13 protein-coding genes are annotated in these 24,478 nt (G+C 70.4%); 8 read left to right on the top strand and 5 right to left on the bottom strand.

The features are described from left to right. Positions 1-43: 43 nt before the first annotated feature. Positions 44-2,743: a Tat pathway signal sequence domain protein gene (locus WAE60_RS21505; protein ID WP_337688646.1), complete on the bottom strand. Its 2,700-nt coding sequence runs from the start codon at positions 2,741-2,743 to the stop codon at positions 44-46. Positions 2,744-2,865: 122 nt separating this feature from the next. Here WAE60_RS21505 and WAE60_RS21500 point away from each other — a divergent pair, with 122 nt between their 5' ends. Further along, positions 2,866-4,110 (top strand): SGNH/GDSL hydrolase family protein, encoded by a 1,245-nt coding sequence (locus WAE60_RS21500; protein WP_337688644.1) that lies wholly within the window; start codon positions 2,866-2,868, stop codon positions 4,108-4,110. 19 nt (positions 4,111-4,129) lie between these two features. On the opposite strand, the gene WAE60_RS21495 is transcribed toward WAE60_RS21500, so the two are convergent. From WAE60_RS21495 to WAE60_RS21485, 3 genes are all read right to left on the bottom strand, one after another. Beyond that, the gene (locus WAE60_RS21495; RefSeq protein ID WP_337688642.1) at positions 4,130-5,818 is read right to left on the bottom strand and encodes a S8 family serine peptidase; all 1,689 of its coding nucleotides are present in this window, start codon (positions 5,816-5,818) and stop codon (positions 4,130-4,132) included. A 32-nt stretch (positions 5,819-5,850) separates the two neighbouring features. Further along, positions 5,851-7,785 (bottom strand): S41 family peptidase, encoded by a 1,935-nt coding sequence (locus tag WAE60_RS21490; RefSeq protein ID WP_337688638.1) that lies wholly within the window; start codon positions 7,783-7,785, stop codon positions 5,851-5,853. A 192-nt stretch (positions 7,786-7,977) separates the two neighbouring features. Beyond that, positions 7,978-8,991 (bottom strand): substrate-binding domain-containing protein, encoded by a 1,014-nt coding sequence (locus WAE60_RS21485; RefSeq protein WP_029908022.1) that lies wholly within the window; start codon positions 8,989-8,991, stop codon positions 7,978-7,980. Positions 8,992-9,118: 127 nt separating this feature from the next. Here WAE60_RS21485 and WAE60_RS21480 point away from each other — a divergent pair, with 127 nt between their 5' ends. From WAE60_RS21480 to WAE60_RS21450, 7 genes are all read left to right on the top strand, one after another. After that, positions 9,119-10,615, top strand: coding sequence for an MFS transporter (locus WAE60_RS21480; RefSeq protein WP_337688636.1), 1,497 nt, complete (start codon positions 9,119-9,121; stop codon positions 10,613-10,615). Between the two features lie 640 nt (positions 10,616-11,255). Beyond that, the gene (locus tag WAE60_RS21475; RefSeq protein ID WP_029908020.1) at positions 11,256-14,633 is read left to right on the top strand and encodes a TonB-dependent receptor; all 3,378 of its coding nucleotides are present in this window, start codon (positions 11,256-11,258) and stop codon (positions 14,631-14,633) included. Between the two features lie 75 nt (positions 14,634-14,708). Continuing rightward, positions 14,709-16,274, top strand: coding sequence for a tryptophan halogenase family protein (locus tag WAE60_RS21470; protein ID WP_337688633.1), 1,566 nt, complete (start codon positions 14,709-14,711; stop codon positions 16,272-16,274). Continuing rightward, positions 16,274-17,752 carry a tryptophan 7-halogenase gene (locus WAE60_RS21465; protein WP_337688631.1) on the top strand — a complete coding sequence of 493 codons (1,479 nt, stop codon included), beginning with the start codon at positions 16,274-16,276 and terminating at the stop codon, positions 17,750-17,752. The genes WAE60_RS21470 and WAE60_RS21465 overlap by 1 nt, the downstream gene beginning before the upstream one ends. 14 nt (positions 17,753-17,766) lie before the next feature. Further along, positions 17,767-18,792, top strand: coding sequence for a cupin-like domain-containing protein (locus WAE60_RS21460; protein ID WP_337688630.1), 1,026 nt, complete (start codon positions 17,767-17,769; stop codon positions 18,790-18,792). Further along, positions 18,789-19,511 (top strand): DUF6445 family protein, encoded by a 723-nt coding sequence (locus WAE60_RS21455; RefSeq protein WP_337688629.1) that lies wholly within the window; start codon positions 18,789-18,791, stop codon positions 19,509-19,511. Before WAE60_RS21460 ends, WAE60_RS21455 begins: the two co-directional genes overlap by 4 nt. Positions 19,512-19,638: 127 nt before the next feature. Next, positions 19,639-21,684: a glycoside hydrolase family 97 protein gene (locus WAE60_RS21450; protein WP_337688628.1), complete on the top strand. Its 2,046-nt coding sequence runs from the start codon at positions 19,639-19,641 to the stop codon at positions 21,682-21,684. A 144-nt stretch (positions 21,685-21,828) separates the two neighbouring features. Here the strand turns inward: WAE60_RS21450 and galA are convergent, their stop codons facing one another. Next, a complete protein-coding gene (gene galA, locus WAE60_RS21445; RefSeq protein WP_337688626.1) occupies positions 21,829-24,345 on the bottom strand; it encodes a beta-galactosidase GalA in 2,517 nt (838 codons plus the stop codon). Positions 24,346-24,478 lie beyond the last annotated feature (133 nt).

The raw sequence follows: 24,478 nt of genomic DNA, 5'->3' as shown, positions 1-24,478 counted from the left end.
CCTGGATTTGGGGGCACGCCGCAAGGGCATGTCCCCGGCTCAGTTACCCCTCGCTCGCCGGAAGGGCGTCGGCCACCAGGGCCAGGTTCATGATCGCCGCCAGGCCCCATTGCGCCGTGCCGTTGGTGGTGACCCCGGCGGCCTCGTCGATGGGGTTGAGGACGTCGGGTCCGGCGTAATGCCTGGTGGCGGTCGACAGGTTCAGGTCCTCGACCACGCCGCGGCCGAAGAACTCCTTCCAGGCCCGCTGGGCCAGGGCCTTGTCGCCCAGGCGCGAGGCGGCGTAGGCGGTAAGGCGGGAATGCCCCTGGCGCAGGCCGTTGCCGCCCAGCGCCTGGCCGAACTGGGCCGTCTGCTCCTCGCGCGAGGCGTTGTACCAGCGGCAATAGTCCAGCCACGCCTTGTCGTAGGCGGGCTCGCGGATCAGCGACAACATCTCGACATGGATCTCGGGGGCGCCGAACGCCGCGTTCAGATGCGAGACCGCCAGCTTGTCGCCCGCCCCGGAGAACCTGCCGGTCTTGACGTCGTAGGTGGCGCTGCCGGCGAACCACTGCTTCTGCAGGGCGGCGATGGTCTTCATGCCGCCCACGATCCGGTCGCGCCAGCGCGGGTCGCCGGTGCGTTCCCACTCGGTGAACCAGGCGCCGCACAGCGAGCTCCAGTCGGTGCCGAACGAGGCGCGGACCTCGCCCTTGGGCCAGCCGTCGTCGCCCAGCTTGCGGCCGATGTCGACGCGGGTCAGCGACTCGTCGCCGTCGGTCAGGGCCCGCATCAGGTCGCCCACTCGCTCGTCGGCGGTCAGGTAATAGTAGATGCGGCGGTAGATGGCGTTGCTGACCCGGGGCTGCTTGGAGCTGTCGCCCCAGTGCTGCACGCCGTGCCGGGTGCCCAGGCCCCGGTAGGGACCCACGTGATAGACGTCGACCTCGCCGGTGTGGCGGGTCATGGCCTCGGCCATGCGGAACACGTCGGCCCGGCCGCCGCGCAGGTAGCTGAGCCACAGCCACAGGTCGGTCGACAGTTCCGAATTGTCCCAGGCGAAGCCGCCGATGTCGTAGCGCCAGACATGGCGGTCGACGTCGTAGCTGTGCATGAAGTCGCCGTAGTTCCAGAAGCCGTACCAGCGGCGCTGCTCGATCTGGCCCAGATAGTAGTTCAGCAGCTGGTCCTGGCGGTCCTCGATCCGGGCCCGGGCCGGCGTGCTGCGGTCGACCAGGCTCCAGGCGCCCAGCACCCCGGCCGCATGGAGGCGCTCGGGCGTGGTCATCAGGCGGGGCGGCTTGTCGTTCAGCTGGGCCATCTTCGGGAACTGGTCGCGGGCCGGCGTGGTCTCCAGCGCCCACAGCCGCAGCTCCGAGGTGCGGGCGACTCCGGTCGGCGTGCCCCAGTTCTTTTCGTAATCCTCGTAGGTGATGTTGAGGCCTTCGGTCTCCTGGGCGTGCGTCTCCATGCCCATGCCGTCGTGATAGAACCGGGTGTCCATCACCGGGGCGTCGGGCGACCACAGCCAGGCGGTCAGGCGGGCGGTGTCGCCGGCCGCGCCCAGGACCTCCAGGGCGGTGGGCGGGGCGCGCCAGAAGTTGCAGAGGCCGATCGCCGCCCCGCCGCCGGCGCCGCCCACATAGGCCACGCCGCTGGCCCGCTGGCCGCCGTCGGACGGGATCCAGGCGTGGCCGGGCGCGGTGCGCTTGCGGATGGTGAAGCCGTCGGCGGTGGGCTGCGACAGCAGGAAGTCGCCCCAGTCGGGGATCAGGTGCAGGGACGAGCGCACCGGGGCGGCCATCTGGTCGAGGGCCGGGACCTTGCGGCCGGCGATCTGGGCGTCGCGGAACGCCTTGCCGGGATCGCGGCGCAGGCCGGTCAGCGGCTTGACCGCCTCCGCCCACAGGCCGCCGTCCTGGCCGGTGAAGCGGACGTGCCGGTCGTAGGCCGCGTCGGTCATCGGCACGTCGGCGGTGACGCCCAGGCCGCAGATGAAGTCCTTGGCCGCGTCGCCGTCGAAGATGAAGGTGTGCAGCATCCGCAGGGAGTCGGCGCCGGCATAGGCGTAGAACCGCACGATGAACGGGGCCCAGGCGCGACCTTCGTTCTTGTGGCGGCCCTCGATCCGGATCACCGCGCGGACGGGACCGGACTGCTCCACGGTCACCTTGTCGAGCACGCTCTCGAAGGTCTTGCGGCCCACGGGTGACTGCTCGATCTCGGGGGCGTCCTGGGTCTGGAGGACGAGGCGGACGTTGCGCAGCACTTCGCGGCCGCCCCGGGTCGCCGAGGCGATCAGGGCCGAGCCGTCGCGCGGGAAGCGCCAGGTCGCCGGGCCGGTCGAGACCTCGACGGCGGCTGGGGTCTCGATTACGCGGACGCCGGCGGCCGCAAGGCCGGTCTTGCCCGGCGCGATCGTCAGGCGCTGGCCCAGGTCGCCCGCCGGGACCGCGTGGCCGGTCCACTTCAGCGAGCCGTCCGGCCAATAGGCCAGGGGCCAGGTCTGCAGGGCCACCTCGGCCCCGGCCGCGTCGCGGGCCAGGAACGGCTGCTTGGGCTTGAACGCGCCCTGCGGCCACGGGACGCCCCAGGTCTGGCCGGCGTTCAGCCCCGGCGCCTGGCCGTCGATCCAGCGGACCTCGGTCGGCGGGAGCGGCGCGCCTTTGGCCGGGGCGGCCAGGGCCTTGCCCGAAAGGCTGACCAGGGCTCCGGCCAGGGCGGTTTGCACCAGCACGTCGCGTCGTGTGGGGGTGTTCATGGCGCGCTTCCTCTTCGTGCGCCGTCTTCGGCGCCGACGGCCGGAAAGCGCGATCTTGCCAGCGACGCTAATTCCATATTCTGTGACGTCAATCCATTTTATGAGATATCGGGGAGGGCGCGATGCGTCGGATCGGTTCGGGTCTTCTGGTTCTGGCCCTGTGCCTGGGGACGGCCTGGCCGGCCGTCTCGGCGTCGCGCTGGATCGGCTCGTGGACGACGGCCTCCGTGCCGTCCGAGGCCGCGGCGACCCTGCCGGGATCGCCGAGCGGCGAGGTCACCCTGCGCCAGGTGGTGCGGCTGACGGCGGGCGGCCCCCGCCTGAGGCTGCGGGTCTCCAACCAGTTCGGCACGGCGCCGCTGCGGATCGACGGCGCCCACGTGGCCCTGTCGGCGGCGCTGGCCGGCTCGGCGGTCGCGGCCGGGACCGACCGGGCGGTCACCTTCGACGGCGGCCAGGCCGGCGTGACCGTGCCGCCCGGCGCGACCTGGCTGTCCGATCCGGTGGACCTGCCGACCCAGGGCCTGGCCCGCGTCGCCGTCAGCCTGCGCCTGCCCCAGCCGCCCGACCGGATCACCGCCCACCGCGCCGCCCGCACCACGGCCTATGTCGCCGCCGGCGACCAGCTGGCCGCGCCGGACCTGCCGGGCGCGGCCACGTGGCTGCAATGGGCCCAGCTGGCGGGCGTCGATGTCGAAGGGGCGGAAAAAAGCGCGGGCGCGATCGTCACCCTGGGCGACTCGATCACCGACGGCACCGGGGCGGGCGTCGACGTCTACGAGCGCTGGCCCGACGTGCTGGCCGCCCGCTTGCAGGCCGATCCGCGCACGCGGGGCGTCTCGGTGCTGAACGCCGGCATCGGCGGCAACCGCCTGCTGACCGACAACACCAGCCCCAACGCCCTCTCGCGTCTGGAGCGCGACGTGCTGGCCCAGCCGGGCGTGCGCGCGGTGATCGTGCTGATCGGCATCAACGACATCGGCGGCCTGTCGCGCGAGGGCCCGGTCACGGCCGAGAAGCGGGCGGCGGTGGTCGCGGGCTTGATCGCCGGCTACCGCCAGGTGATCGCCCGGGCGCACGAGCGCGGGATCCGCGTGGTGGGCGCCACGATCCTCCCGTGCGGCGGGACCAAGGTCTACCGCTCCGACGCGGACGCCGACGCCGACCGCCAGGCGGTCAATGCCTGGATCCGGACCTCGGGCGCCTTCGACGCGGTGATCGACTTCGACGCCGTGACCCGCGACCCGGCCCATCCCGAACGGCTGCTGCCGGCCTACGACTCCGGCGACCAGCTGCATCCGTCGGCGGCGGGCTACAAGGCCATGGGCGAGGCCGTGCCGATCGCGGCGCTGCTGGCGGCGAGGTAATGCGCCGTCGCCGAGCCGGCTATCGGGCCAGGTCCCTCAGCCTGGGCTTGCCCGCCAGGGCGGCCTCCAGGTCCGGAGACGGGGGCGGGCCGTTGAACCGTGTCAGCTGGACGCCGCCCATCGCTCCGATCACGTCCTGGCCCGCGATCGCGGCGGTCCGGTCGCGGGCCGAGCCGCGATAGAGCCGCCACAGCGCTTCGGCGGCCAGACCTTCGTCGAGGCCGGCCGCCTCCAGGCCCGCCAGGCCGTCGATCTCGGACGCCGTCGGGCCCAGGAACCGCTTCAGCGGCGTGACGTGGTCATCGGCCAGCGGCACGTCCGCCAGGAGCGCCGCGGTCTCGGGCAGCGGGCGCGACAGCAGTTCGCCGGCGTTCACCAGCCCCGCCCCCATGCCCTTCGGCCATCCGCCGGACGGCTTGCTCGCACTGGCGGCGATCAGCCGGTTGAACATCGCCTGCACGGTCGTGCCGGCCGCGGCCGCATGGGCCTTGAGGGCCGCGCGCCCGCCGTGCCGGGCGACCCAGAGCGCGGCGACGCCGGCGGTCAGCGACGTGGCCAGCGTCGTGCCTTCCGAGCGCGCGACGGCGTTGTTGGGCGAGGCCTGGTCCCGTTTGCGGGCACCCCACACGGCCTCGCCAAAGGCGCTGACGGTGACGGAGTCGCCCTTGGACGTCCGTTCCCAGGGGGCCTTCAGATAGTCGACGGCGGCGACGGCGGTGGATAGTCCCAGGGGCGCGAAGCGGGCCGGGAACACCACCAGGCCCACGCAGTTGCCGGCGGCGCAGACCACCACGATCCCCTGGCGCACGGCGGCCCGCAAGGCCACCTCGACGGGTTCGATCGGGAAGGGGCTGCCGAGGGCCATGACGATCACGTCGCAGTTCTGGGCGATCGCGTGCTCGATGGCGGCGGGGATGCGCGACTGGCGCAGGTCCACGACCGACCGGATGGCGCGGATGGGCAGGATCTCGGCCTCGGGCGCCGCGCCGGTGATCTCGCCGGGCCCCGTGGTGTTCCCCTCGGCGTCGATGTCGCCGCGGCTGGCGGCGACGCTGGCCACCAGGGTGCCGTGGCCGGGGTTGTTGAACGGGACATTGGTCGAGAACGGGTCGCGCGCGTTGGCGTTGTTCTCGACCAGGTTCAGCTGGGGCTTGGCGCTGATCACGCCCTGCAGCTCGACGTGATCGCTGTAGCCGGTGTCGATCGAGGCGATGGTGACGCCCGCGCCCTTGCCGTGCGCGTCCCAGGCCGCCTTGACGCCCAGGGCCCACGGCGCCCAGCCCCGGGCCTCCGGACCCATGTTGTCGCCCTTGCAGGTGAAGAAGCCCACGAGGCCCGCGGCGCCGGCCACGGTGGGATCGACCATCGCCTGGCCGATCAGGGAGTCGACCAGCACGGGGCGGCAGGACTCCAGACCCAGCTCGCTGGCCAGGGCCCGGGCGACCTCGAAGGCCAGGGTCTCGCCCCGCTGCGCGTCCAGGTCCGGGAAGGTGAGGATCCAGAAGCGGCCGCCGGTCTCCTCCGCCAGCGCGCCGAGGAAGGCGGGCGTGACCACGGGGTCGTGGCCCGGTGCGGCGGCTTCGACGAGCGCCTGAAGCGCGTCGGCCGTCGTCTCCCTCCCCGCGACGATGGAGAATTGCGCCGCGCCGTCCTCGGCGGGCGGGCCGAGCGTCGCCCAGCGGGCCAGCAGTTCGTTCAGGGTCGCCATGGGGGTTCCTCCGGTCGGAAATGGGGACGGGTTCAGATCGTCAGAAGCCGCACGGCGGCCAGCTGACCGTTCGCAAAGCCGTCGATCTGCAGGGTGGACCCGACGGACGCCGGCACGGTCAGCTGCGTCGAGGCGGTGGTGACGTCCTTCGACAGGTTCGGGCGCCGGTCGACGAAGATCTCCAGCCGGTCGATCCCGGTCGTGACGATGTCCAGGGTGACGGAAGCGCCGTTGCGGGTGATCGTGACCGGCAGGCCGGCGGTCGAGGTTCCGGACAGCACCAGGCACGCCCGGTCCAGCAGGTCCCTGTCGTCGTGGAGGATGTCGTCGAGGGTCGGCTGGTGGATGATGTCGGACGGCGCGCCGAGGTCCTCGATCTCGGTCCCGGCTTCGGGGCCTACGCGCAGGGTTCGACGGATCGCCACCCGCATGCCCACTCCGGCGTCCATCTGCGCCAGGGGCGTGGCGACGCCCGCGGTGAGGCAATGCTGCCGCACCAGTTCGTGGTCCCAGACATTGGCGCCGCCCGCGCCCGTGGTGGCGTCCAGGCCGATGATCTGGCCGATCTCGTGGTCCAGGAAGCCGCAGGCGAACATGTCGGTGGTGCTGTAGCAACGGGCGTCGGTCAGCAGCACGGCCGGACCGAAGTAGCGCTGGCCGATGTCGTTGCAGCGCGCGAGGTCGGTGATCGGGAAGGCGGCCGAATAGATCGCGCCGGTCTCGAAGGCGCGCGCCATCGACGGCTTCCACGCCTCCAGGATCGGATCGGCGCCGCAGAGCTCCACGGCCAGCGGCGTGGCGACCAGCTGGGCCCGCGTCGGTTCGATGCGGCGGGACGTGAACAGCTGCAACAGGCGCTCGCCCGCCCAGATCAGCCCGCCGCCGTTGCCCCGCACGTCCAGGATCACGCCGGTCTTCGGGAACAGCGGGTGCTCTAGCAGGCGGATCGCCTCGACCAGGCACGCATCGTCGTCCACGTCGAAGGTCTGGATACGCAGGTAGCCGAAGGTCTGGCCGCCGTGGCTGACGGCCGCCGCGGTGAACACTTCCGGCAAGTTGGACTTCAGGCCGCTGGCGGCGCTTGCGACATCGCCGCCCGCCGCCTCCGCGACGGCGGCCCGTCGCTTCGCCGCGGCCGGGGCATAGAGCAGGGTGGTGAGACGGCGCCGGGAGTCGCCTTCCAGGTCGATGCCCATGAACTCCGCCATCGCCGGCGCGGCGGCGACGCTTTCCGGGCGGCGCGGCAGTTTCATCACATTCCACTCGACATTGACCTCCCGCGCCTGGTTGTTGGCGTCCAGGTAGCCGACGATCACCCATTCCTCGTCCGGGGGCGGCCACAGGTTCATGGCGCGCGTGGTCAGCAGGTCCACGCCCCGGGCGTGACGGGCGGCCGGATTGCTGCCCGCGTGGTAGCTGGCGGCGATCTCGACCGCGCGGTCGATCGGGATCGCGTTCCAGTGGGTGAGCTTCACACCGGGCCGGAAGTTGGGGTCCGAGACGCCGGCCACCAGGTCGGACACGACGTACTGACGATCGCCCCGATGGTAGCAGGGTTTGACCTTGAACGGCAGGAAGGCCACCGCATCGGCGAAGTACTTCGGCAGGATATAGTTGGTGTGCAGGTCCCGCAGCGAGGTGAAGATGGTCGTCATCTCGTGGTGGAACTGGACCTCGGACTCCACCATGTGCAGGCGGCGCTTCAGGAGTTTCAGCCGCTGGATCGGATCCACGGCGTGCATCGCGCGCTTGAGCGGCAGGTGGGCGTAGAAGCCCTCCAGCAGGCAGATGGCCTGCTCGACGATCTCGACGCGGGCGGCATGGTCCAACTCGTCGATGGTGTTGAGGAACTGGCGCAGGCCGTGCGCGCCGACCAGGGCGCCGCGCACGCTGTCGTCGGCGCCCGCGATCAGATCGCTCAGCTGGTAGCGGCGCGTGGCCGGCGGGTCGTTCAAGGTCAGGTCCATCACGAATCCTCTCCGCGAGGTGAGCTGCGACGCCGCGTTCCGGGCGCCCGCGCCAAGGCGGAGGCAGGCCGTTCGACGTCCGCCATGGGAATGGCCAGCTCACTCTGGGAGCGTCGGCCCCAGGCGGCGGTGTCGAACGGCACAGCTCGTTGGTGAGTTTCGCCACACTTCGGCGAGAAGGCTCCGGCTGGCCTAGCCCCCGCAGCTTTCCCGCACGATCAGGTCGGTGGCGAGGCGCTCGGGCCGGTGGTCGCCGTCGGCGTCCAGCACGCGGGCCACCAGCAGGCGGCCGGCCTTGTAGGTGTCCTGCTTGATGGTGCTGAGCGCGGGGGTCGACAGGCGGCTCAGCAGCATGTCGTCGTAGCCCACCACCGAGACGTCTTCGGGCACGCGCATGCCGGCCCGGCGCAGGGCGCGGATGGCGCCCAGGGCGATCAGGTCGCTGGAGGCGAAGATGGCGTCGAAGGCGGCCTTGCGGCGGACCAGGGTGCTGACGGCGGCCTCGGCCGATTCCAGCTCGAAGTCGACGGGGCAGATCAGGGCCGGGTCGGCCTCGAGCCCGCTCTCCTTGAGGGCCTCCAGATAGCCGGCCTTGCGCTGCAGGGCTTCCGGCTCGGTCTCGCCGAGGAAGACGATGCGCTTGCGGCCCAGCCGGGCTAGGTGCAGCGTCGCCCGCCGCCCGCCCAGCAGGTTGTCCGAACCGATCGAGCAGTACCTCTGGCCCGGCAGCTGGGCGCCCCAGACCGCGAAGCGGGCGTCGGCGGCGGCCAGTTCGTTGAACGCCTCGTGCAGGTTGCTCTGGCCCAGGAAGATCACGCCGTTGGCGCGGCTGGTGGTGGTGACCGTCAGCAGGTCGTCGTAGCTGGCCGGGGCGGTGTGGCTGACCGTGAAGTCGCAGCCGCGGTCGCGCGCCGCCTCGCCGATGCTGGCCAGCAGCTCCAGGAAGAACGGGTGCGACAGCGGCAGCGGGCGGCCGTGGGTGCGCGGCGTGACGATGGCGATCGAGCCCTCCGACCCGATCGGCCCCGCCGGCATGTAGCGGCGGAACGGATAGTCGTGCTCCTTGGCCAGGGCCCAGATGCGCTGCTTGGTGCGGGTGCTGATGGACGGGTGGTCGTTCAGGGCGCGCGAGACGGTCGAGGCCGAGACGCCCGACAGCTTAGCCAGATCGTCCAGCGTCGTGCTGTTGTTGCTACCGCTGCCCATTGCGTCCAGATACTGTCAGGAGAACCACGTTCTGCGCCTTAATGCACATCGAAGGAAAGCCTTTGCAAGGCAGCCGCCAAGACCTCGCCCCCCAAGACTTTTTTGGGCGACGCGGGACCCGCGCCGCATGACGAAGGCGCGGCTGTCCTTTGCGCAGATCTGGAACATGTGTTGCGGTCTGTTCGGGGTGCAGATCGTCTGGGGTCTGCAGAACGTCAACACCAGCCGGATCTTCCAGACCCTTGGCGCGGACCTCAACGAGCTGGCCATCCTGTGGATCGCCGCGCCCGCCACGGGCCTGCTGGTCCAGCCGATCATCGGCCATCTGAGCGACCGCACCTGGGGCCGGCTGGGCCGGCGGCGGCCCTATCTGTTCTACGGCTCGATCCTGACGGCGGTGTCGCTGTTCCTGATGCCCAATGCGTCCAGCGTGCTGACCGCCAGCCTGATGCTGTGGGTGCTGTCCGCCTCGATCAACGTGGCCATGGAGCCGTTCCGCGCCTTCGTCGCCGACACCCTGCCGGAGGAGCAGCGCACCACCGGCTTCGCCATGCAGGTGTTCTTCATCGGCGCGGGGGCGGTGTTCGCCTCGGCCCTGCCGTGGGTCCTGACCCACTGGTTCGGCGTGTCGGGCCAGGCCGTCGCCGGCCAATTGCCGCCGTCGGTCCACACCGCCTTCTACGTGGGCGGCGTCACCCTGCTGGTCGCGGTGATGTGGACGGTCTTCACCACGCACGAGCATCCGCCCGAGACCCTGGCCGACGGCGCGCGGGTCCAGCCCGAGCACCGCACGCCCAGCGCCGAGGGCGCGGCCCTGATGCTGAAGAGCGGGGCGCTGTGGACCATCGCCGGGCTGGTGGCCTGCGCCCTGGCCTTCGCCAGCGGCTGGGCGCGCGAGGTCTACGTGCTGGCCGGCTCGGCCACCGCCTTTGGCGCCGCCCAACTGGCCGCCACCTGGCTGCGCCGCCAGGGCAAGGCGTCGCTGGGCGTGCTGGAGGTGGTCGAGGACATGCTGCACATGCCCCAGGTGCTGATCCGCCTGGCGGTGGTGCAGTTCTTCACCTGGTTCGGCCTGTTCGCCATGTGGATCTACACGACCCCGGCCGTGACGGCCCGGCACTACGGCGCGACCGATCCGGCCTCGGCCGCCTACAACCAGGGCGCCGACTGGGTGGGGGTGCTGTTCGCCGGCTACAACGGCGTGGCCGCCCTGGTCGCCCTGCTGCTGCCGGCCCTGGTGGCGAGGATCGGGCTGCGGGTCAGCCACGCCCTCTGCCTGGCCATGGGCGCCCTGGGCTTCGTGGGCTTCGTGGTGATCGACGACCCGGCCCTGCTGTGGATCCCGATCGTGGGGATCGGCGTGGCCTGGGCCTCGATCCTGTCGGCGCCCTACGCCATGCTGTCCAGCGCCGTGCCGCCCCACAAGATGGGCGTCTACATGGGCATCCATAACCTGTTCCTGGTCCTGCCCCAGCTGATCGCCGCCGTGGTGCTGGGTCCGGTGGTCGGACGCCTGTTCAAGGGCGAGGCGATCCAGGCCCTGGGCCTGGCGGCGGGCGCCTTCGCCCTGGCCGCGATCAGCGCCCTGGCCGTCCGCGATCCCGCCCGAGATCCGATTCGATAGCCGGACGCCCCGTCCGGCGGGGCGGGGCAAAGCTTGCACGCGCGTCGTGGGGATTGCGCTCATCCCTTCGCCTTTCGAATTTACGCAAGAATTGCGTGGAATGAGCCGCTCCGCAAGGCCTCTCGAGAAAATCCATCGTTCCAAAAATGCCACAACTGGCGATTCTGCGGGAAAGTTAGCGCTAACGGCACGAAATTTCGCAAAACAACGCTCTTGCGTTTGACGCAAAAGAACGCAAGATTGCGCAAGTCGAACGGTTGGGCGGCGCGCGGAGGCTTATCCGCGTCCCTTTCCAGGCGCTCGGCGCCGCAAATCTTGCGAGAGTCGGCCCCCGAGGGGCGGCGCTGGCGGCGGACCGGACAACGGCGAACGCCGTGACGAAGAGGAGGGGAGGAGGGGGATGACGGGGCCGAGCGCCCCGCGAGCGATCCCGGTCGGGGAGACCGGACGCTCATCGCGTCGAACGCGCCGCGCGGCGCCGACGCCTTTCAACGGAAATCACCGGTTCGACGCGTCCCCCGCGGGGCGCGGACGGGACCGAGGGTGCAGGGGTCTCCGCGACGCTCCGGGAGGGACGGCGCGGCTTCATCAAAAAAACCCCGCGCGACCAAGGCGCGGGCAGAAAATTAGGGAGAACGGGATGAGCAAGTTCAATGTCCGCCGCAAGGCGCTTCTGCGCGGCGGGGTGTCGCTGGCGGCGATCGCGGCCCTGGGCGTCCTGGGGGGCGTCATGGGCGCGGCCGCGCCGGCCTTCGCGCAGGACAAGTCCGCCAACGACGCCGCCACGGTCGACGAGGTCGTCGTCGTGGGCGTGCGCAAGTCGCTCGAGACCTCGCAGCAGATCAAGAAGAACGCCGACACCGTCGTCGACTCCATCACCGCCACCGACATCGGCGCCTTCCCCGACAAGTCGGTCGCCGAGGCGCTGCAGCGCGTGCCGGGCATCACGGTGTCCCGCCTGCAGTCCAGCGACGACAGCTCGCACTTCTCGGCCGAGCCGGCCGGGGTGCTGATCCGCGGCCTGACCCAGGTGCGCACCGAGTTCAACGGCCGCGACAGCTTCTCGGCCGACGCCGCCCGCGGCCTGAACTTCAACGACATCTCGCCGGAACTGATGGCCGGCGTCGACAGCTACAAGAACCAGACGGCCGAGATGATCGAAGGCGGCATCGCCGGCACGGTCAACCTGCGCACCCGCCTGCCGTTCGACGCCAAGGACCAGGTGATCTCGCTGTCGGGCAAGGCCAACTACGGCGACCGCTCCGACAAGGTCACCTACGAATATTCGGGCATCGTCAGCAAGAACTGGGACACCGACTTCGGCCGCATCGGCGTGATGGCCGACTACGCCTATTCCCACGTGCTGACCCAGACCGAAGGCGTGGTGATGCAGCGCATCGGCACCTTCTGCTCGGCCGGCATGAACGACTCCAGCGGCAAGGCGATCGTCAACGCCGACGGCTCGATCCCCTGCACGGCCAACCCCTACGGCGGCACGGGCTGGGTCTACATGCCCGACCAGGTCAACTACTCGCAGGTCGAGTATGACCGCGTCCGCAAGGGCACGGCCCTGGCCGTGCAGTACGAGAACAACGACGGCACCGTCCGCTTCAAGGCCCAGTACAACAACTCCAAGTACAAGAACGCCTGGCTGGAGCGCAGCACCAACGTCGTGCTGTTCGGCCTGTGGGCCGCGTCGGCCTATTCGCCGCAGACCTCGGCCGTCATCGCGCCCGCCCAGGGCTCGCCGGCCTTCACCTTCGGCCCGAACGGCATGCTGACCTCGGGCATCCTGACCCAGCCGACCGGCGACTGGGGCACCAGCACCCAGGACAACATCAACCGCGGCTCGGCGGTCCCCGGCCTGCCCTTCGTCAACTACTGCGGCGCCGGCTCGGCCTGCGCCACCCAGCGCGAAGGCCTCTACATCGAGAACCAGGCGCGCAACTTCGACCACTCCGAAGGCACCAGCGACTTCTCGGCGAACCTGCAGTGGGACGTCAACGACCGGCTGCACACCAGCTTCGACGTCCAGTACATCGACGCCAACACCAACAACTACGACATCCTGGTCGCCAACCGCACGATGGCGGACGCCCAGTACAAGGTGAACGACAAGGGCACGCCGCAGATCACCCTGCAGCCGGGCTCGAACGTCAATTACGCCCCGGGCTTCCTGTCGAACCCGCACAACTACTGGATCCCGTTCATCCAGGACCACTACGAGGACAACGACGCCCACGAACTGGCCCTGCGCGCCGACGGCGAGTACGAGTTCAACGAGGGCGGCTGGCTGAACTCGCTGAAGGTCGGGGTGCGCTACGCCGACCGCAAGCAGAAGGTCCGCTACTCGACCTACAACTGGTCGCCGGTGGCCGCGCCGTGGAACTGCAACGGCCCGGGCTTCAACGTCGACAACACCACGCCCCAGCCCTATCCGGCCGCCTGCGGCCACGCCGGGAACTTCCAGGGTTACGGCGCCGGCATCTGGAGCGTCGCCGGCCTGGGCGACTTCTATGACGGCAAGGTGTTCCCCAACAACGACCTGGTGTTCCTCAGCAAGGGCACGCTGGCCGACCACGACGGGCTGATCAAGGCGCTGAGCGGCGCGACCACCAACTCGCCGATGGCCTGGACCCCGCTGTGCCAGCGCGCCAACAACACCGAGGGCTGCTTCATCGATCCGGAAATGGTCGATGTCGAGGAAGAGACCATGGCCGCCTACGGCATGTTGCGCTTCGGCGGCGACGACATGACGATCTTCAACGGCATCACTGTCCAGGGCAATGTCGGCCTGCGCTTCGTCCAGACCAAGACCACCAGCTCGGGCGGCGTCGCGTTCCCGACCAGCACCTGGTACACCTCGGCCGCCACCACGCCGTGCAACGCGCCGCTGGGTCCCAACTCGGTCACCAACATCTCGTGCTGGCTGACGCCCGACCTGCTGAACTTCAGCAACGGCGGCGGCGCGGACAACGACTTCAGCGGCAAGCACGACAACTGGCTGCCCAGCCTGAACGTCCGCTTCGGCCTCAGCGACAAAAGCTTCGTGCGCTTCGCCGCCTCGCGGGCCATGTCGCGGCCTGACTTCGGCCTGCTGCGCAACTTCGTCGGCATCCAGGTGCCGTCGACCGACACCTCGCCGAACTCGCAGTACGTGATCTGGAACGACCCGAACGCCCCGCACGTGGCGTCCAACGTCAAGGGCTTCAACTTCCAGTTCAACGCCGACTCCGGCTTCGGCGCGCTGAAGCCGATCACCGCCGACCAGTTCGACCTGGCCTTCGAGCACTACTTCACCGAAAGCAGCTCGTTCACCTTCGACGTCTTCTACAAGAAGCTGAACGGCAGCATCGCCTACGGCGAGTTCCTGCGCTCGTTCACCAACAACGGCTCGACCCAGAACGTGCTGGTCCGCGGCCCGCGCAACGGCAACGGCGGCGGCGAACTGACCGGCTTCGAAGTGGCCTACCAGACCTTCTTCGACTTCCTGCCCAGCCCGTGGGACGGCCTCGGCATCCAGGCCAACTACACCCACACCAAGCAGGAAGACATCCACAACTCCAACCTGGCCACCCAGCCCGGCTACGCGGCCGGCGGCACCGTCGCCTTCGGCGGCGGCCTGCAGGTCAACGGCGCGGTCATGGACAGCCATCGCCTGGCCGGCATCTCGGACGACGCCTACAACATCGTGGGCCTGTACGAGAAGGGCCCGATCGCCATGCGCCTGGCCTACAGCTGGCGCTCGGCCTTCCTGACCAACAACCTGGACTGCTGCATCGGCCTGCCGATGTACCAGAAGGGCGCGGGGTTCCTGGACGGCTCGATCCGCTACCAGGTCAGCGACAACATCGAAGTGTCGCTGGACGGCTCCAACCTCCTCGACACCACCACGGTCTTCCAGCAGCAGGTCTTCGGCGACTCGGCCCTGACCCCCGGCGCCAAGCCGGTGAAGATCGACTCGTCGTGGATCCGGAACGACCGCCGCATCCAACTGGGCATCCGCTTCAAGTACTAATCCCCCGATCGGACCACGCCGTCGCGGATCCTCCGCGGCGGCGTCGGTTCCGGCGTAGACGGGAGGCCAGGACCAATGCACACGGACAAGGGCGCGACCCTCAAGGTCGTGATCGTCGGCGGCGGCACGGCCGGCTGGATGTGCGCGGCCGGCCTGGCGCGGCTGCTGGATCCCAAGGCCTACGACCTGACCCTGATCGAGTCCGACGAGATCGGCACGGTGGGGGTCGGCGAAGCCACCCTGCCGCACATCAAGACCTACAACGACATGCTGGGGATCGACGAGGCGCAGTTCCTGCGCGAGACCCAGGGCTCCATCAAGCTGGGCATCGAGTTCCGCGACTGGAACCGCCCCGGCGACCGCTACATCCATCCGTTCGGCACGTTCGGCGAGCCGTGGAACGGGGTGGACTTCCAGCATCACTGGGTGCGGGCCAGGAACGCCGGGCGCGAGGTCGCGCCGCTGCAGGCCTATTCCTACGCCGTGGCCGCGTGCCGGGCGAACGCCTTCGAGTTTCCCAACCAGGACGACAAGTCGATCCGCTCGACCTACGCCTACGCCTACCATTTCGACGCCGGCCTCTATGCCGGCTTCCTGCGGCGCTGGGCGACCGCGCGGGGCGTGACGCGTATCGAGGGCCTGGTTTCCGACATCGCCCGCGACACGGCCGGCGGCCAGGTGCGCAGCCTGACCCTGAAGTCGGGCGCCGTGATCCCGGGCGACCTCTTCATCGACTGCACCGGCTTCCGCTCGCTGCTGCTGGCCGGCCAGATGGACGTGGCCTGGCAGGACTGGGGCCATTGGCTGCCCTGCGACCGCGCCCTGGCCGTGCCCTGCGCCACGGGCGGCGACGGCCTGACGCCCTATACCCGCGCCAGCGCCGACCTGGGCGGTTGGCGCTGGCGCATTCCGCTGCAGCACCGCACCGGCAACGGCTACGTGTTCTCCAGCGCCTTCCTCGACGAGGACCAGGCGCGCGAGACCCTGCTGGCCAAGCTGGACGGCCCGGCGCTGGACGAGCCGCGCCTGCTGCGCTTCAAGGCCGGCCGCCGGGTGCGGGGCTGGAGCGGCAATGTCGTGGCCATGGGCCTGTCCAGCGGCTTCCTGGAACCCCTGGAGTCGACCAGCATCTTCCTGATCCAGGCCGCCGTGATCGACCTGGTCAACCTGATGCCGACCCCGGGCGAGGGCGACCGCATGGACCCGCGCCTGGTCGCCGAGTTCAACCGCCTGTTCGAGATCCAGTACGACCGGGTCCGCGACTTCCTGATCCTGCACTACCGCGCCAACAGCCGGGTCGGAGAACCGCTGTGGGACCATGTGCGGACCATGGCGATCCCCGACAGCCTGGCGGCCAAGCTTCTGTTATTTGAGCGCCGCGCGGCCCTGCCCAACTACCAGTACGGCCTGTTCTCGCGCGACAGCTGGCTGTCGGTGCTGGAGGGGCAGGGGCTGGTTCCGCGCGCGTATGACCGCCTGGCCGAGAGCCTGACGCTGGACGACCTGGAGGCCCGGCTGGCCGACCTGAAGGCGCGGATCGACGGCAATGTCGCGACCATGACCAACCACGCCGACTTCCTGGCCCGCTACGCGCCCGGGGACCTGGGCGGACCGGTCCAGGCCGTGCGGGCGGTGTCGTGATGAGCGCGCCCGTCAGCATCGTCGTGGTGGGGCGCGATGCGGCCCTGTGGCTGTCGGCCTGCGTGCTGCGCGCGGCCCTGCGGCCGGCCGGGGTCGGCGTCACGGCGGTGGAGCTGCCGACCCGCCTGACGCCCGCCGACGTCCACGCCAGCCTGCCGCCGCTGGAGGCCCTGCACGGGATGCTGGGCCTGGACGAGGCGGCCCTGCTGCGCGCCACGCGCGGCGCCTTCTCGCTGGGACAGAACTTCGCCGACGTCTCGGGCGCGACCCCGGCCTTCTTCCACGCCCACGGCGCCTATGGCGCGCCGATCGACAACCGCGACTTCTTCCCGTTCTGGCTGAAGGCCCGGGGCCTGGGGCTGAACGTGGCGCTGGACGACTTCTCGCTGACCGCCGCCGCCGCCCGCCAGGGCCGGGTGCTGCTGCCCGACGAGGAGACCGAGGTCTTCGGCCGCACCGACTACGGCTACCACCTGCCGGCCCTGGCCTACGCCGCGGCGCTGAAGGGCCTCGCCAAGCGGCTGGGCGTCGAGCTGCACCAGGCCCTGTCCGTCGCGCCGACCCTCGACGCCGACGGCGAGATCGCCGCCCTGGACCTGGGCGAGGGCCGCAGCGTGCGGGGCGACCTGTTCGTCGACGCCACGGGCGGCGAGGCCGTGCTGATGACCGCCCTGGGCGTGGCGCGCGAGAGCTGGCGCGGCCATTTCCCGGCCGACCGGGTGCTGCGCGCCCAGGGGCCGCGCTTCGCTTCGCTGCCGCCCTACGCCGACATCCGCGCCTGGGCGCGCGGTTGGGTGGGGCTGCACCCCAGCCAGGCGGCGACCCATGTGGTCCAGGCCTATGCCGGCGATCTGTGCACGGACGACCAGGCCCTCGAGATGGCCGGCCGCATCTCGGGCCTGGCCCTGGCCGACGCCGTCGTCTCGGTCAGCGATCCGGGCCGTCGCGTCCAGGCCTGGAGCCGAAACTGCGTGGCGGTGGGCGAGGCGGCCTGCGCCTTCGATCCGGTGCACGGCGTCGACCTGCAGGCCGTGCAGCTGGGGCTGGTGCACCTGCTGCCGCTGTTCCCGGTGGCCGCCGACTTCGACGCCGAGCGGGCGACGTACAACGCCACGATGCGCGAGGTCTACGAGCGCCTGCGCGACTTCCAGTCGGCCCACTACGTCGCCAACCGCTACGCGAAGGCGCCGTTCTGGGAGCGGGCGCGGGCGGCCACGGCTTCGGACGTGCTGGCCCACAAGATCGCGACCTTCCAGGCGCGGGGCGACATCCCGCCCTCGGAACACGAGACCTTCGTCGCCGACAGCTGGCGGGCCCTGCTGACCGGTCACGGCGTGACGCCCGAGACCCACGCGCCAATGATCGACCGCACCTCGCCCGAGGTCGTGAAGGGCGAGTTCCGGCGCATCCTGTCCTTCATCAAGGACCAGGTGCTGAAGCAGCCGAGCCATGACCTCTATCTGGAAAGCTTCTGCTGATGGACGGCGGCGGCATGATCCAGCCTTGCGACATCGACGCCCTGCCGCGCGTGGCGACGGCCGCCTGCGCCTCGCCGGCGGACTTCGACGCGATCGTCCGCGCCGAGCGGCCGGTGGTGATCAAGGGGCTGCTGGAGGCCTGGCCCGCCCTGGCCGCCGGCCGCCAGGGACCCGCCGCCCTGAACGCCTACCTCAAGGCCATGGACGCCGGCGCCCCGGCCCCGGTCATGGAGGCGCCCGCCGCCACCGGCGGCCGCTTCGGCTACGGCGCCGACCTGCGCGAGTTCGCCTTCTCCAAGCGCCAGGCCGGGATCGGCGAGACCCTGGACCGCATCGAACGCCTGCTGGGCGAGCCGGACGCCCCGTTCGTGGCCATCCAGATGCTGCCCCTGGCCAGCCACATGCCGGAATTCGTGCGCCGGAACCCCAGCCCCCTGCTGCCGCCGCAGGTCATGCCGCGCCTGTGGGTGGGCGGGGCCGTCCGCACCCAGACCCACAACGACCGCGACCACAACCTGGCCGGCGTGATCGCCGGCCGCCGCCGCTTCGTGCTGTTCCCGCCGACCCAGGTCGCCAACCTCTATGTCGGCCCGCTGGACAATCCGCCGCCGCTGTCGCTGGTCGATCCCGAGGCCCCGGACCTGGCCCGCTTCCCGCGCTATCGCGACGCGTACGCCGCGGCCGAGGTCGCGTGGCTGGAGCCGGGCGACGCCCTGTTCGTGCCGAAATACTGGTGGCACCACGTCACCTCGCTCGCGCCCTACAACGCCATGGTCAACTGGTGGTGGGGCGACACGGGCGCGGGGCTGGAGCGGGCCAACGACGTCTTCCTGACCGCGCTTCTGGCCTTCAAGGACCTGCCGCCGGGCGAGCGCGCCTACTGGAAGGCGATGTTCGAGGCCTATGTCTTCGCCGGCGACGGCGAGGCGACGGCCCACATTCCGGACGGTCTGAAGGGCGCGCTGGGGCCGATGAGCCCGTCGTTCCGCGCCAACCTGGCGCGCCAGCTGAAGATGGCCTTCCTGAAGGGCGGCGCATGACCGCAGCCATCGCCGTTCCCCCCTTGCTGCTCGGTCGCCAGATCCGGCTCCAGCTCCTCCACCTGGGCGAGGAGCGCCAGCCGCTGCTGGTGGTCGACGACGTGCTGGACGATCCGGACGCGATGATCGAGGCCGCGCGCCAGGCCGACTTCTACAGCCCGCCGCACACCAACTATCCGGGGCTGAACGCCAACCTGCCGGAGTCGTACTACCGCACCGTGGTCACCGCCCTGCGCGGGCCGATCGCGGCGGCCTTCGGCCTGCCCAGCGAGGTCTACGTCAAGTATTTCGGCTATTTCGGCCTGGCCACGACCTCGGCGCGCGACGCCCAGCCGGTGCAGAAGATCCCGCACCACGACGGGCCCGACCCGAACCGGCTGGCCATGGTCCACTACCTGAGCCGGGGCGATCACGGGGGCACCGGCTTCTTCCGCCACAAGGCCACCGGCTTCGAGAGCGTCGACCAGAGCCGCCATGCGACCTACGTGGCCGTGGCCCAGGCCCAGCTGGCCGAGCGCGGCGTCGGCACGGCCGTCTATCCGGGGGCCGACATGGCCGACTACGACCTGATCGGCCAGGCCGACGGCGTGTTCAACCGGCTGATCGTCTATCGCAACCACGTCCTGCATTCGGCCCTGCTGAGGCCCGAGGCGGGCAAGGCCGATCCGGCCCAGGGCCGGCTGACCGCCAACGGCTTCATCGAGGCGGTGAGCTCCTGATGCGCCGTTCCTTCTCCCTCATCGTCGTCCGCGCGCGGGCGACGCGACCAGTCCTCCCCTGCGTCTCGGCTTTGGCCTGCGGAGCCGAGACGCCCTTTTTTCTTCTTCTGACGAAAGAGACCGTTCGATGATGTTGCGAACCCCGGCCCTGTTCGGCGCTCTGCTGAGCGCCCTGGCCGCCCCTGCCGTCGCGGCCGCCGCTGACCGCGAATGCGCCCAGTCGCCGGGCAAGGTGATCGAGGTCTGCGTCTTCACCAAGGACGGCTCGGCCTTCTACGAGGTGTCGCGCGGCGGCAAGCCGGTGCTGGCGGCCGCGCCCCTGGGCCTGACCTTCGCCGGCGAGCCCGCCGCGCGGATCACCGCCCTGACCGGCGCCAGGCGCTCGGCCTCCGACAGCAGCTGGGAGCAGCCCTGGGGCGAGCAGCGGGTGATCCGCGACAACCATTCGGAGTTGACCGTCTCGCTGGCCGGCGACACGCCGCTGAGCAAGACCTTCGACGTCACCTTCCGGCTGTTCGACGACGGCCTGGGCTTCCGCTACGCCTACGGCGCCGTTCCCGCCGGCCAGAACGTGTCCGTCACCGACGACCGCACCGCCTTCAAGCCCGTCGGGGCCTATGACGCCTGGTGGTACGAGGGCCTGGGCCAGGAGCGCGACGAGTACCTCTACAAGCAGACCGACGCCCGCCGGATCACCCTGGCCGAGACGCCGCTGACCCTGAAGCGCACGGCGGGCAACGAGGCCGGCGGCCTGTACCTGTCGTTCCACGAGGCGGCCCTGGTCGACTTCCCCAGCATGCTGCTGGCCGGCGACGGGGCGGGGACGCTGAAGGCCCGGCTGATGCCCTGGCAGGACGGGACCCTGGCCAAGAAGACCGGTCCCTTCACCACCCCCTGGCGCACGGTGCTGATCGGCGAGACCGCCGGCGCCCTGGCCGACAGCCGCATCGAGCTGAACCTCAACGAGCCCAGCAAGATCGCCGACACCTCGTGGATCAAGCCGGGCAAGTACGTGGGCATCTGGTGGGAAATGCACCTGGAGCGCTCGACCTGGGGCAGCGGTCCCAAGCACGGCGCCAACACCGCCAACACCAAGCGCTACATGGACTTCGCGGCCAAGTACGGCTTCGACGGCGTGCTGGTGGAAGGCTGGAACGAAGGCTGGGACGGCGACTGGATCAGCAACGGCGAGAAGTTCAGCTTCACCAAGGCCTATCCGGACTTCGACCTGAAGGCGATCACCGACTACGGCAAGTCCAAGGGCGTCAAGCTGATCGGCCACAACGAGACGGCCGGGGCGGTGCCCAACTACGAGGCCCAGCTGGAAGACGCCATGAAGCTCTATGAGAGCGTCGGCATCTCGCAGGTGAAGACCGGCTATGTCCGCCACAGCGGCACGATCCTGGACCAACAGGGCGAGCAGCAGTGGTTCGCCGGCCAGTACATGGTCCGTCACAACCTGCACGTCGCCCAGGTGGCGGCCCAGCACCACATCTCGATCGACGCCCACGAGCCGGTCAAGGACACCGGCCTGCGCCGCACCTGGCCCAACATGCTCAGCCGCGAAGGCGCGCGGGGCCAGGAGTTCAACGCCTGGGGCAACCCGACCAACCCGCCCGAGCACACGGTGATCCTGCCGTTCACGCGCATGCTGGGCGGGCCGATGGACTTCACGCCGGGCGTCTTCGACGTGGTGCACGGCAAGACCGAGCTGACCCGCCGCGGCCAGTCGACCCTGGCGGTGCAGCTGGCGCTGTACGTGGTGCTGTACAGCCCGATCCAGATGGCCGCCGACCTGCCGGAGAACTACGAGGCCAGGCCCGACGCTTTCCAGTTCATCCGCGACGTGCCCACCGACTGGGAGACCTCGAAGACGCTGCAGGGCGAGATCGGCGACTACATCGTGACGGCCCGCCAGCCGCGCGGCGGCAAGGACTGGTTCCTGGGCGCCCTGACCGACGAGACGGCCCGCAAGCTGACTCAGAAACTGGACTTCCTGGCCCCCGGCAAGCGCTACGAGGCCCAGATCTACGCCGACGGTCCGGGCGCGGACTACATCACCAACACCACGGCCCTGACGGTGTCGAAGAAGGTGGTGACCAGCAAGGACACGCTGGAGTTCGACATGGCCCCGGGCGGCGGCGCGGCGGTGCGGTTCAAGGCGCTGGATTGATCGCACAATCCGTTGTCATCCCGGAAAGCGCGCAGCGCTTGTCCGGGCCCCAGGGGCGGCTGCACGACCTAGGCCCAGTCACCTGGGTCCCGGACAGCCTCTGCGAGGCTTCCGGGATGACAACTTTTGTTGAGGTCAGAGTCTCTAGGTGCCCGCCGTCAAGCTGACGCTTGCTGTCTTCAGCCCCGGCGCCGAGGCCGCCACCCGCACTTCGCCCGCCTGACCGCGCCGCGTGCGGACGATCGCCTGGCAGAGGCCGTTGAAGGCCTTCCTCTGGCTGGCGACGTCGGCCTCGTGGCTGGTGGGATTGCCGTTGCCCACCCCGATCACGTCGCCAGGACCCGCGACCGCGAAGGTCACCAGGTCGTCGGCGCGGGGCACGATGCGGCCCTTGGCGTCCAGCACCTCGACCTTCAGCACAGCCACGTCCTGGCCGTCGGCGGCGTAGCGCGAGCGGTCGGCGGTCAGTCGCAGGGCGGCGGCCGGGCCGGCGGTCTCGCGGCGCTCGCGCAGTACGACCTTGCCGCCCTTGTAGCCGTGGGCCTCGATTACGCCGGGCGCGTAAGGGACCGACCATTCGACGTGGTGGTTGGGTTTCACGTCGCGCACGCCCTGGCTCTTGCCGTTCAGGAACAGCTCGACCTTGTCGCAGTTGCTGTGCGCCCAGACCGCGATCGGCTGGCCCTCGCGGCCTTCCCAGTTCCAGTGCGGCAGCAGGTGCAACAGCGGCTCGGGCCGCCACCAGGCGCGGTAGTAGTAGTAGTTGTCCTTGGGGAAGCCGCAGGTGTCGAGCGCGCCGAAGTGCGAGCTGATGCTGGGCCATTTGTTGAAGGGTGTCGGTTCGCCGCGATAGTCGAAGCCGGTCCAGATGAAGCCGCCCGCCACCCACGGACGGTCGGCCGCGTGGCTCCACCACTTTTCGGCCGTGGTCGCCCACCAGGGGTGCTCGGTGTCGTAGGCCGGCACGTAGAGCTTGGCGTCGTCGCGGGCGTATTCGCCGCGCGTGGCCACGGTGCTGGCGCTCTCGGTGCCGATCACCGGCACGTTCGGGAAGCGGGCGTGGAACTCGTCCATCTTCTCGTGGCGGTAGTTGAAGCCCTGCACGTCGATGACGGCGCTGATGCCCTCGCCGAAGCCGGAGTCCATGGCGGCGATGACCAGGCGGGTCGGGTCCAGGCGGTTGACCAGTCGCTTCATGGTCGCGGCCACCTTGGCGCCGCGGGCGGTGCCCTGCTGCGGCTCCTCGTTGCCGATCGACCACAGGATCACCGACGGGTGGTTGCGGTCGCGGCGGACCAGGCGCTCCAGCTCGTCCATCGACGTCGGGTCGCTGGACATCCGGCGGGTCTCGTCGATGACGACCATGCCCAGGCGGTCGCAGGCGTCCAGCAGCTCGGGCGTCGGCGGGTTGTGGGCGGCGCGATAGGCGTTGCAGCCCATCGACTTCAGCTGCTCCAGCCGCCAGACCTGCAGGGCGTCGGGAATGGCCGCGCCCACGCCGGCGTGGTCCTGGTGGTTGCAGGTCCCCTTCAGCTTCACGCTCTGGCCGTTCAGCAGGAAGCCCTTTGCGCCGTCGAAGGCGATCGACCGGAAGCCGAAGCGGGTCGCATGGCGGTCCACGACCGCGCCGCCGACCTTCACCTCGGTGACCAGGGTGTAGAGGTGCGGGGTCTCCAGCGACCACAGCACGGGATTGTCCAGGGCCACGGTCAGGGACAGCGACTGGCGCTCCCAGGCCGGCAGCCGGTCGGAGGCGGCGGCGGGGGTCAGCACCGGCTTGCCGGCGGCGTCCAGCACGGTGTGCAGCAGTTCGAACTCGGCGCGGGCGTCGCCGTCGTTGACCAGATCGGTGTCGATGGTCAGGGTCCCGTCGACCTTGGCGCGCACGAACACGCCCCATTGCGGCACGTGGACCGGGGCGGTCTTGACCAGCCAGACGTGGCGGTAGAGGCCCGCCCCCTCGTAGAACCAGCCCTCGCCCAGGCTGGCGTCGACGCGCACCACCAGACTGTTTTCCTGGCCGATATTGGCGATGTCGGTGATGTCGACGCGGAACGGCGAATAGCCGCTGTCTTCCTGCTCGAGGATGTAGCCGTTGACGATGACCAGGGCGTCGCGCATCGCGCCGTCGAACTCGATCGACAGCCGCTTGCCGGCGTCGGCGGCGGGCAAGGCGAAGGTCTTGCGGTACCAGCCGACGCTGGTCTCCGGGAACTCGCGGCCCAGGGGCTTGTAGCCGTGGGCGGCGCGCAGGTCCTCGTCGTCGGGCTTGCCGGACGGCACATAGGCGGGGTTATCGACGAAGGGCAGCTCGACGGCCCAGTCGTGGGGCAGGGTGACCGGCGCCCAGGCGCCGGCGTCGAAGGCGGGGTCGGACAGCCGGCTGACCTGCCAGTTGGCGGCGGTCGCGCCGGCCTTGGCGAAGGTGCGCTGGTTGGCTCCGAAACCGAAATCCTTGGCCGGGTCCTGGGCGTGGCCCAGCTTGAAGCGCCAGTCGAAGTCCAGCGACAGGCGCTCGCGCGGGGCCAGGTCGATGACGGGAAGGACGGGGCGGGAGGACGCGGCGGGCGCGCTCTTCGGCGCGGCGCGGGCGGACGCGGCCGCGAGGGCGGCGGCGCCGGCGGTGGCGGCCAGGGCTTGGCGGCGGCTGAAATCGACCATGGGGTCCTCACGCGGAAAGCAAAAAAATGGGGAGGAAGCGCGGATGGCTTCCTCCCCAGGTGCAGGATGTCATCGGGGAGGTGTGATGAATCCCAGCTTGGCAAGACGAGCTTGCCGCCGCCACCCCCGCAGG

The sequence above is a fragment of the Caulobacter sp. CCG-8 genome, assembly GCF_037402475.1.
Classification (GTDB): domain Bacteria; phylum Pseudomonadota; class Alphaproteobacteria; order Caulobacterales; family Caulobacteraceae; genus Caulobacter.
The sequence above is the reverse complement of the archived record's forward strand: the minus strand, read 5'-3'. Positions and strand labels throughout refer to the sequence as shown.

Coding starts and splice junctions, on each gene's coding strand:
- WAE60_RS21505 (WP_337688646.1), bottom strand. CDS start 2,743: ATGAACACCCCCACACGACGCGACGTGCTGGTGCAAACCGCCCTGGCC.
- WAE60_RS21500 (WP_337688644.1), top strand. CDS start 2,866: ATGCGTCGGATCGGTTCGGGTCTTCTGGTTCTGGCCCTGTGCCTGGGG.
- WAE60_RS21495 (WP_337688642.1), bottom strand. CDS start 5,818: ATGGCGACCCTGAACGAACTGCTGGCCCGCTGGGCGACGCTCGGCCCG.
- WAE60_RS21490 (WP_337688638.1), bottom strand. CDS start 7,785: ATGGACCTGACCTTGAACGACCCGCCGGCCACGCGCCGCTACCAGCTG.
- WAE60_RS21485 (WP_029908022.1), bottom strand. CDS start 8,991: ATGGGCAGCGGTAGCAACAACAGCACGACGCTGGACGATCTGGCTAAG.
- WAE60_RS21480 (WP_337688636.1), top strand. CDS start 9,119: ATGACGAAGGCGCGGCTGTCCTTTGCGCAGATCTGGAACATGTGTTGC.
- WAE60_RS21475 (WP_029908020.1), top strand. CDS start 11,256: ATGAGCAAGTTCAATGTCCGCCGCAAGGCGCTTCTGCGCGGCGGGGTG.
- WAE60_RS21470 (WP_337688633.1), top strand. CDS start 14,709: ATGCACACGGACAAGGGCGCGACCCTCAAGGTCGTGATCGTCGGCGGC.
- WAE60_RS21465 (WP_337688631.1), top strand. CDS start 16,274: ATGAGCGCGCCCGTCAGCATCGTCGTGGTGGGGCGCGATGCGGCCCTG.
- WAE60_RS21460 (WP_337688630.1), top strand. CDS start 17,767: ATGATCCAGCCTTGCGACATCGACGCCCTGCCGCGCGTGGCGACGGCC.
- WAE60_RS21455 (WP_337688629.1), top strand. CDS start 18,789: ATGACCGCAGCCATCGCCGTTCCCCCCTTGCTGCTCGGTCGCCAGATC.
- WAE60_RS21450 (WP_337688628.1), top strand. CDS start 19,639: ATGATGTTGCGAACCCCGGCCCTGTTCGGCGCTCTGCTGAGCGCCCTG.
- galA (WP_337688626.1), bottom strand. CDS start 24,345: ATGGTCGATTTCAGCCGCCGCCAAGCCCTGGCCGCCACCGCCGGCGCC.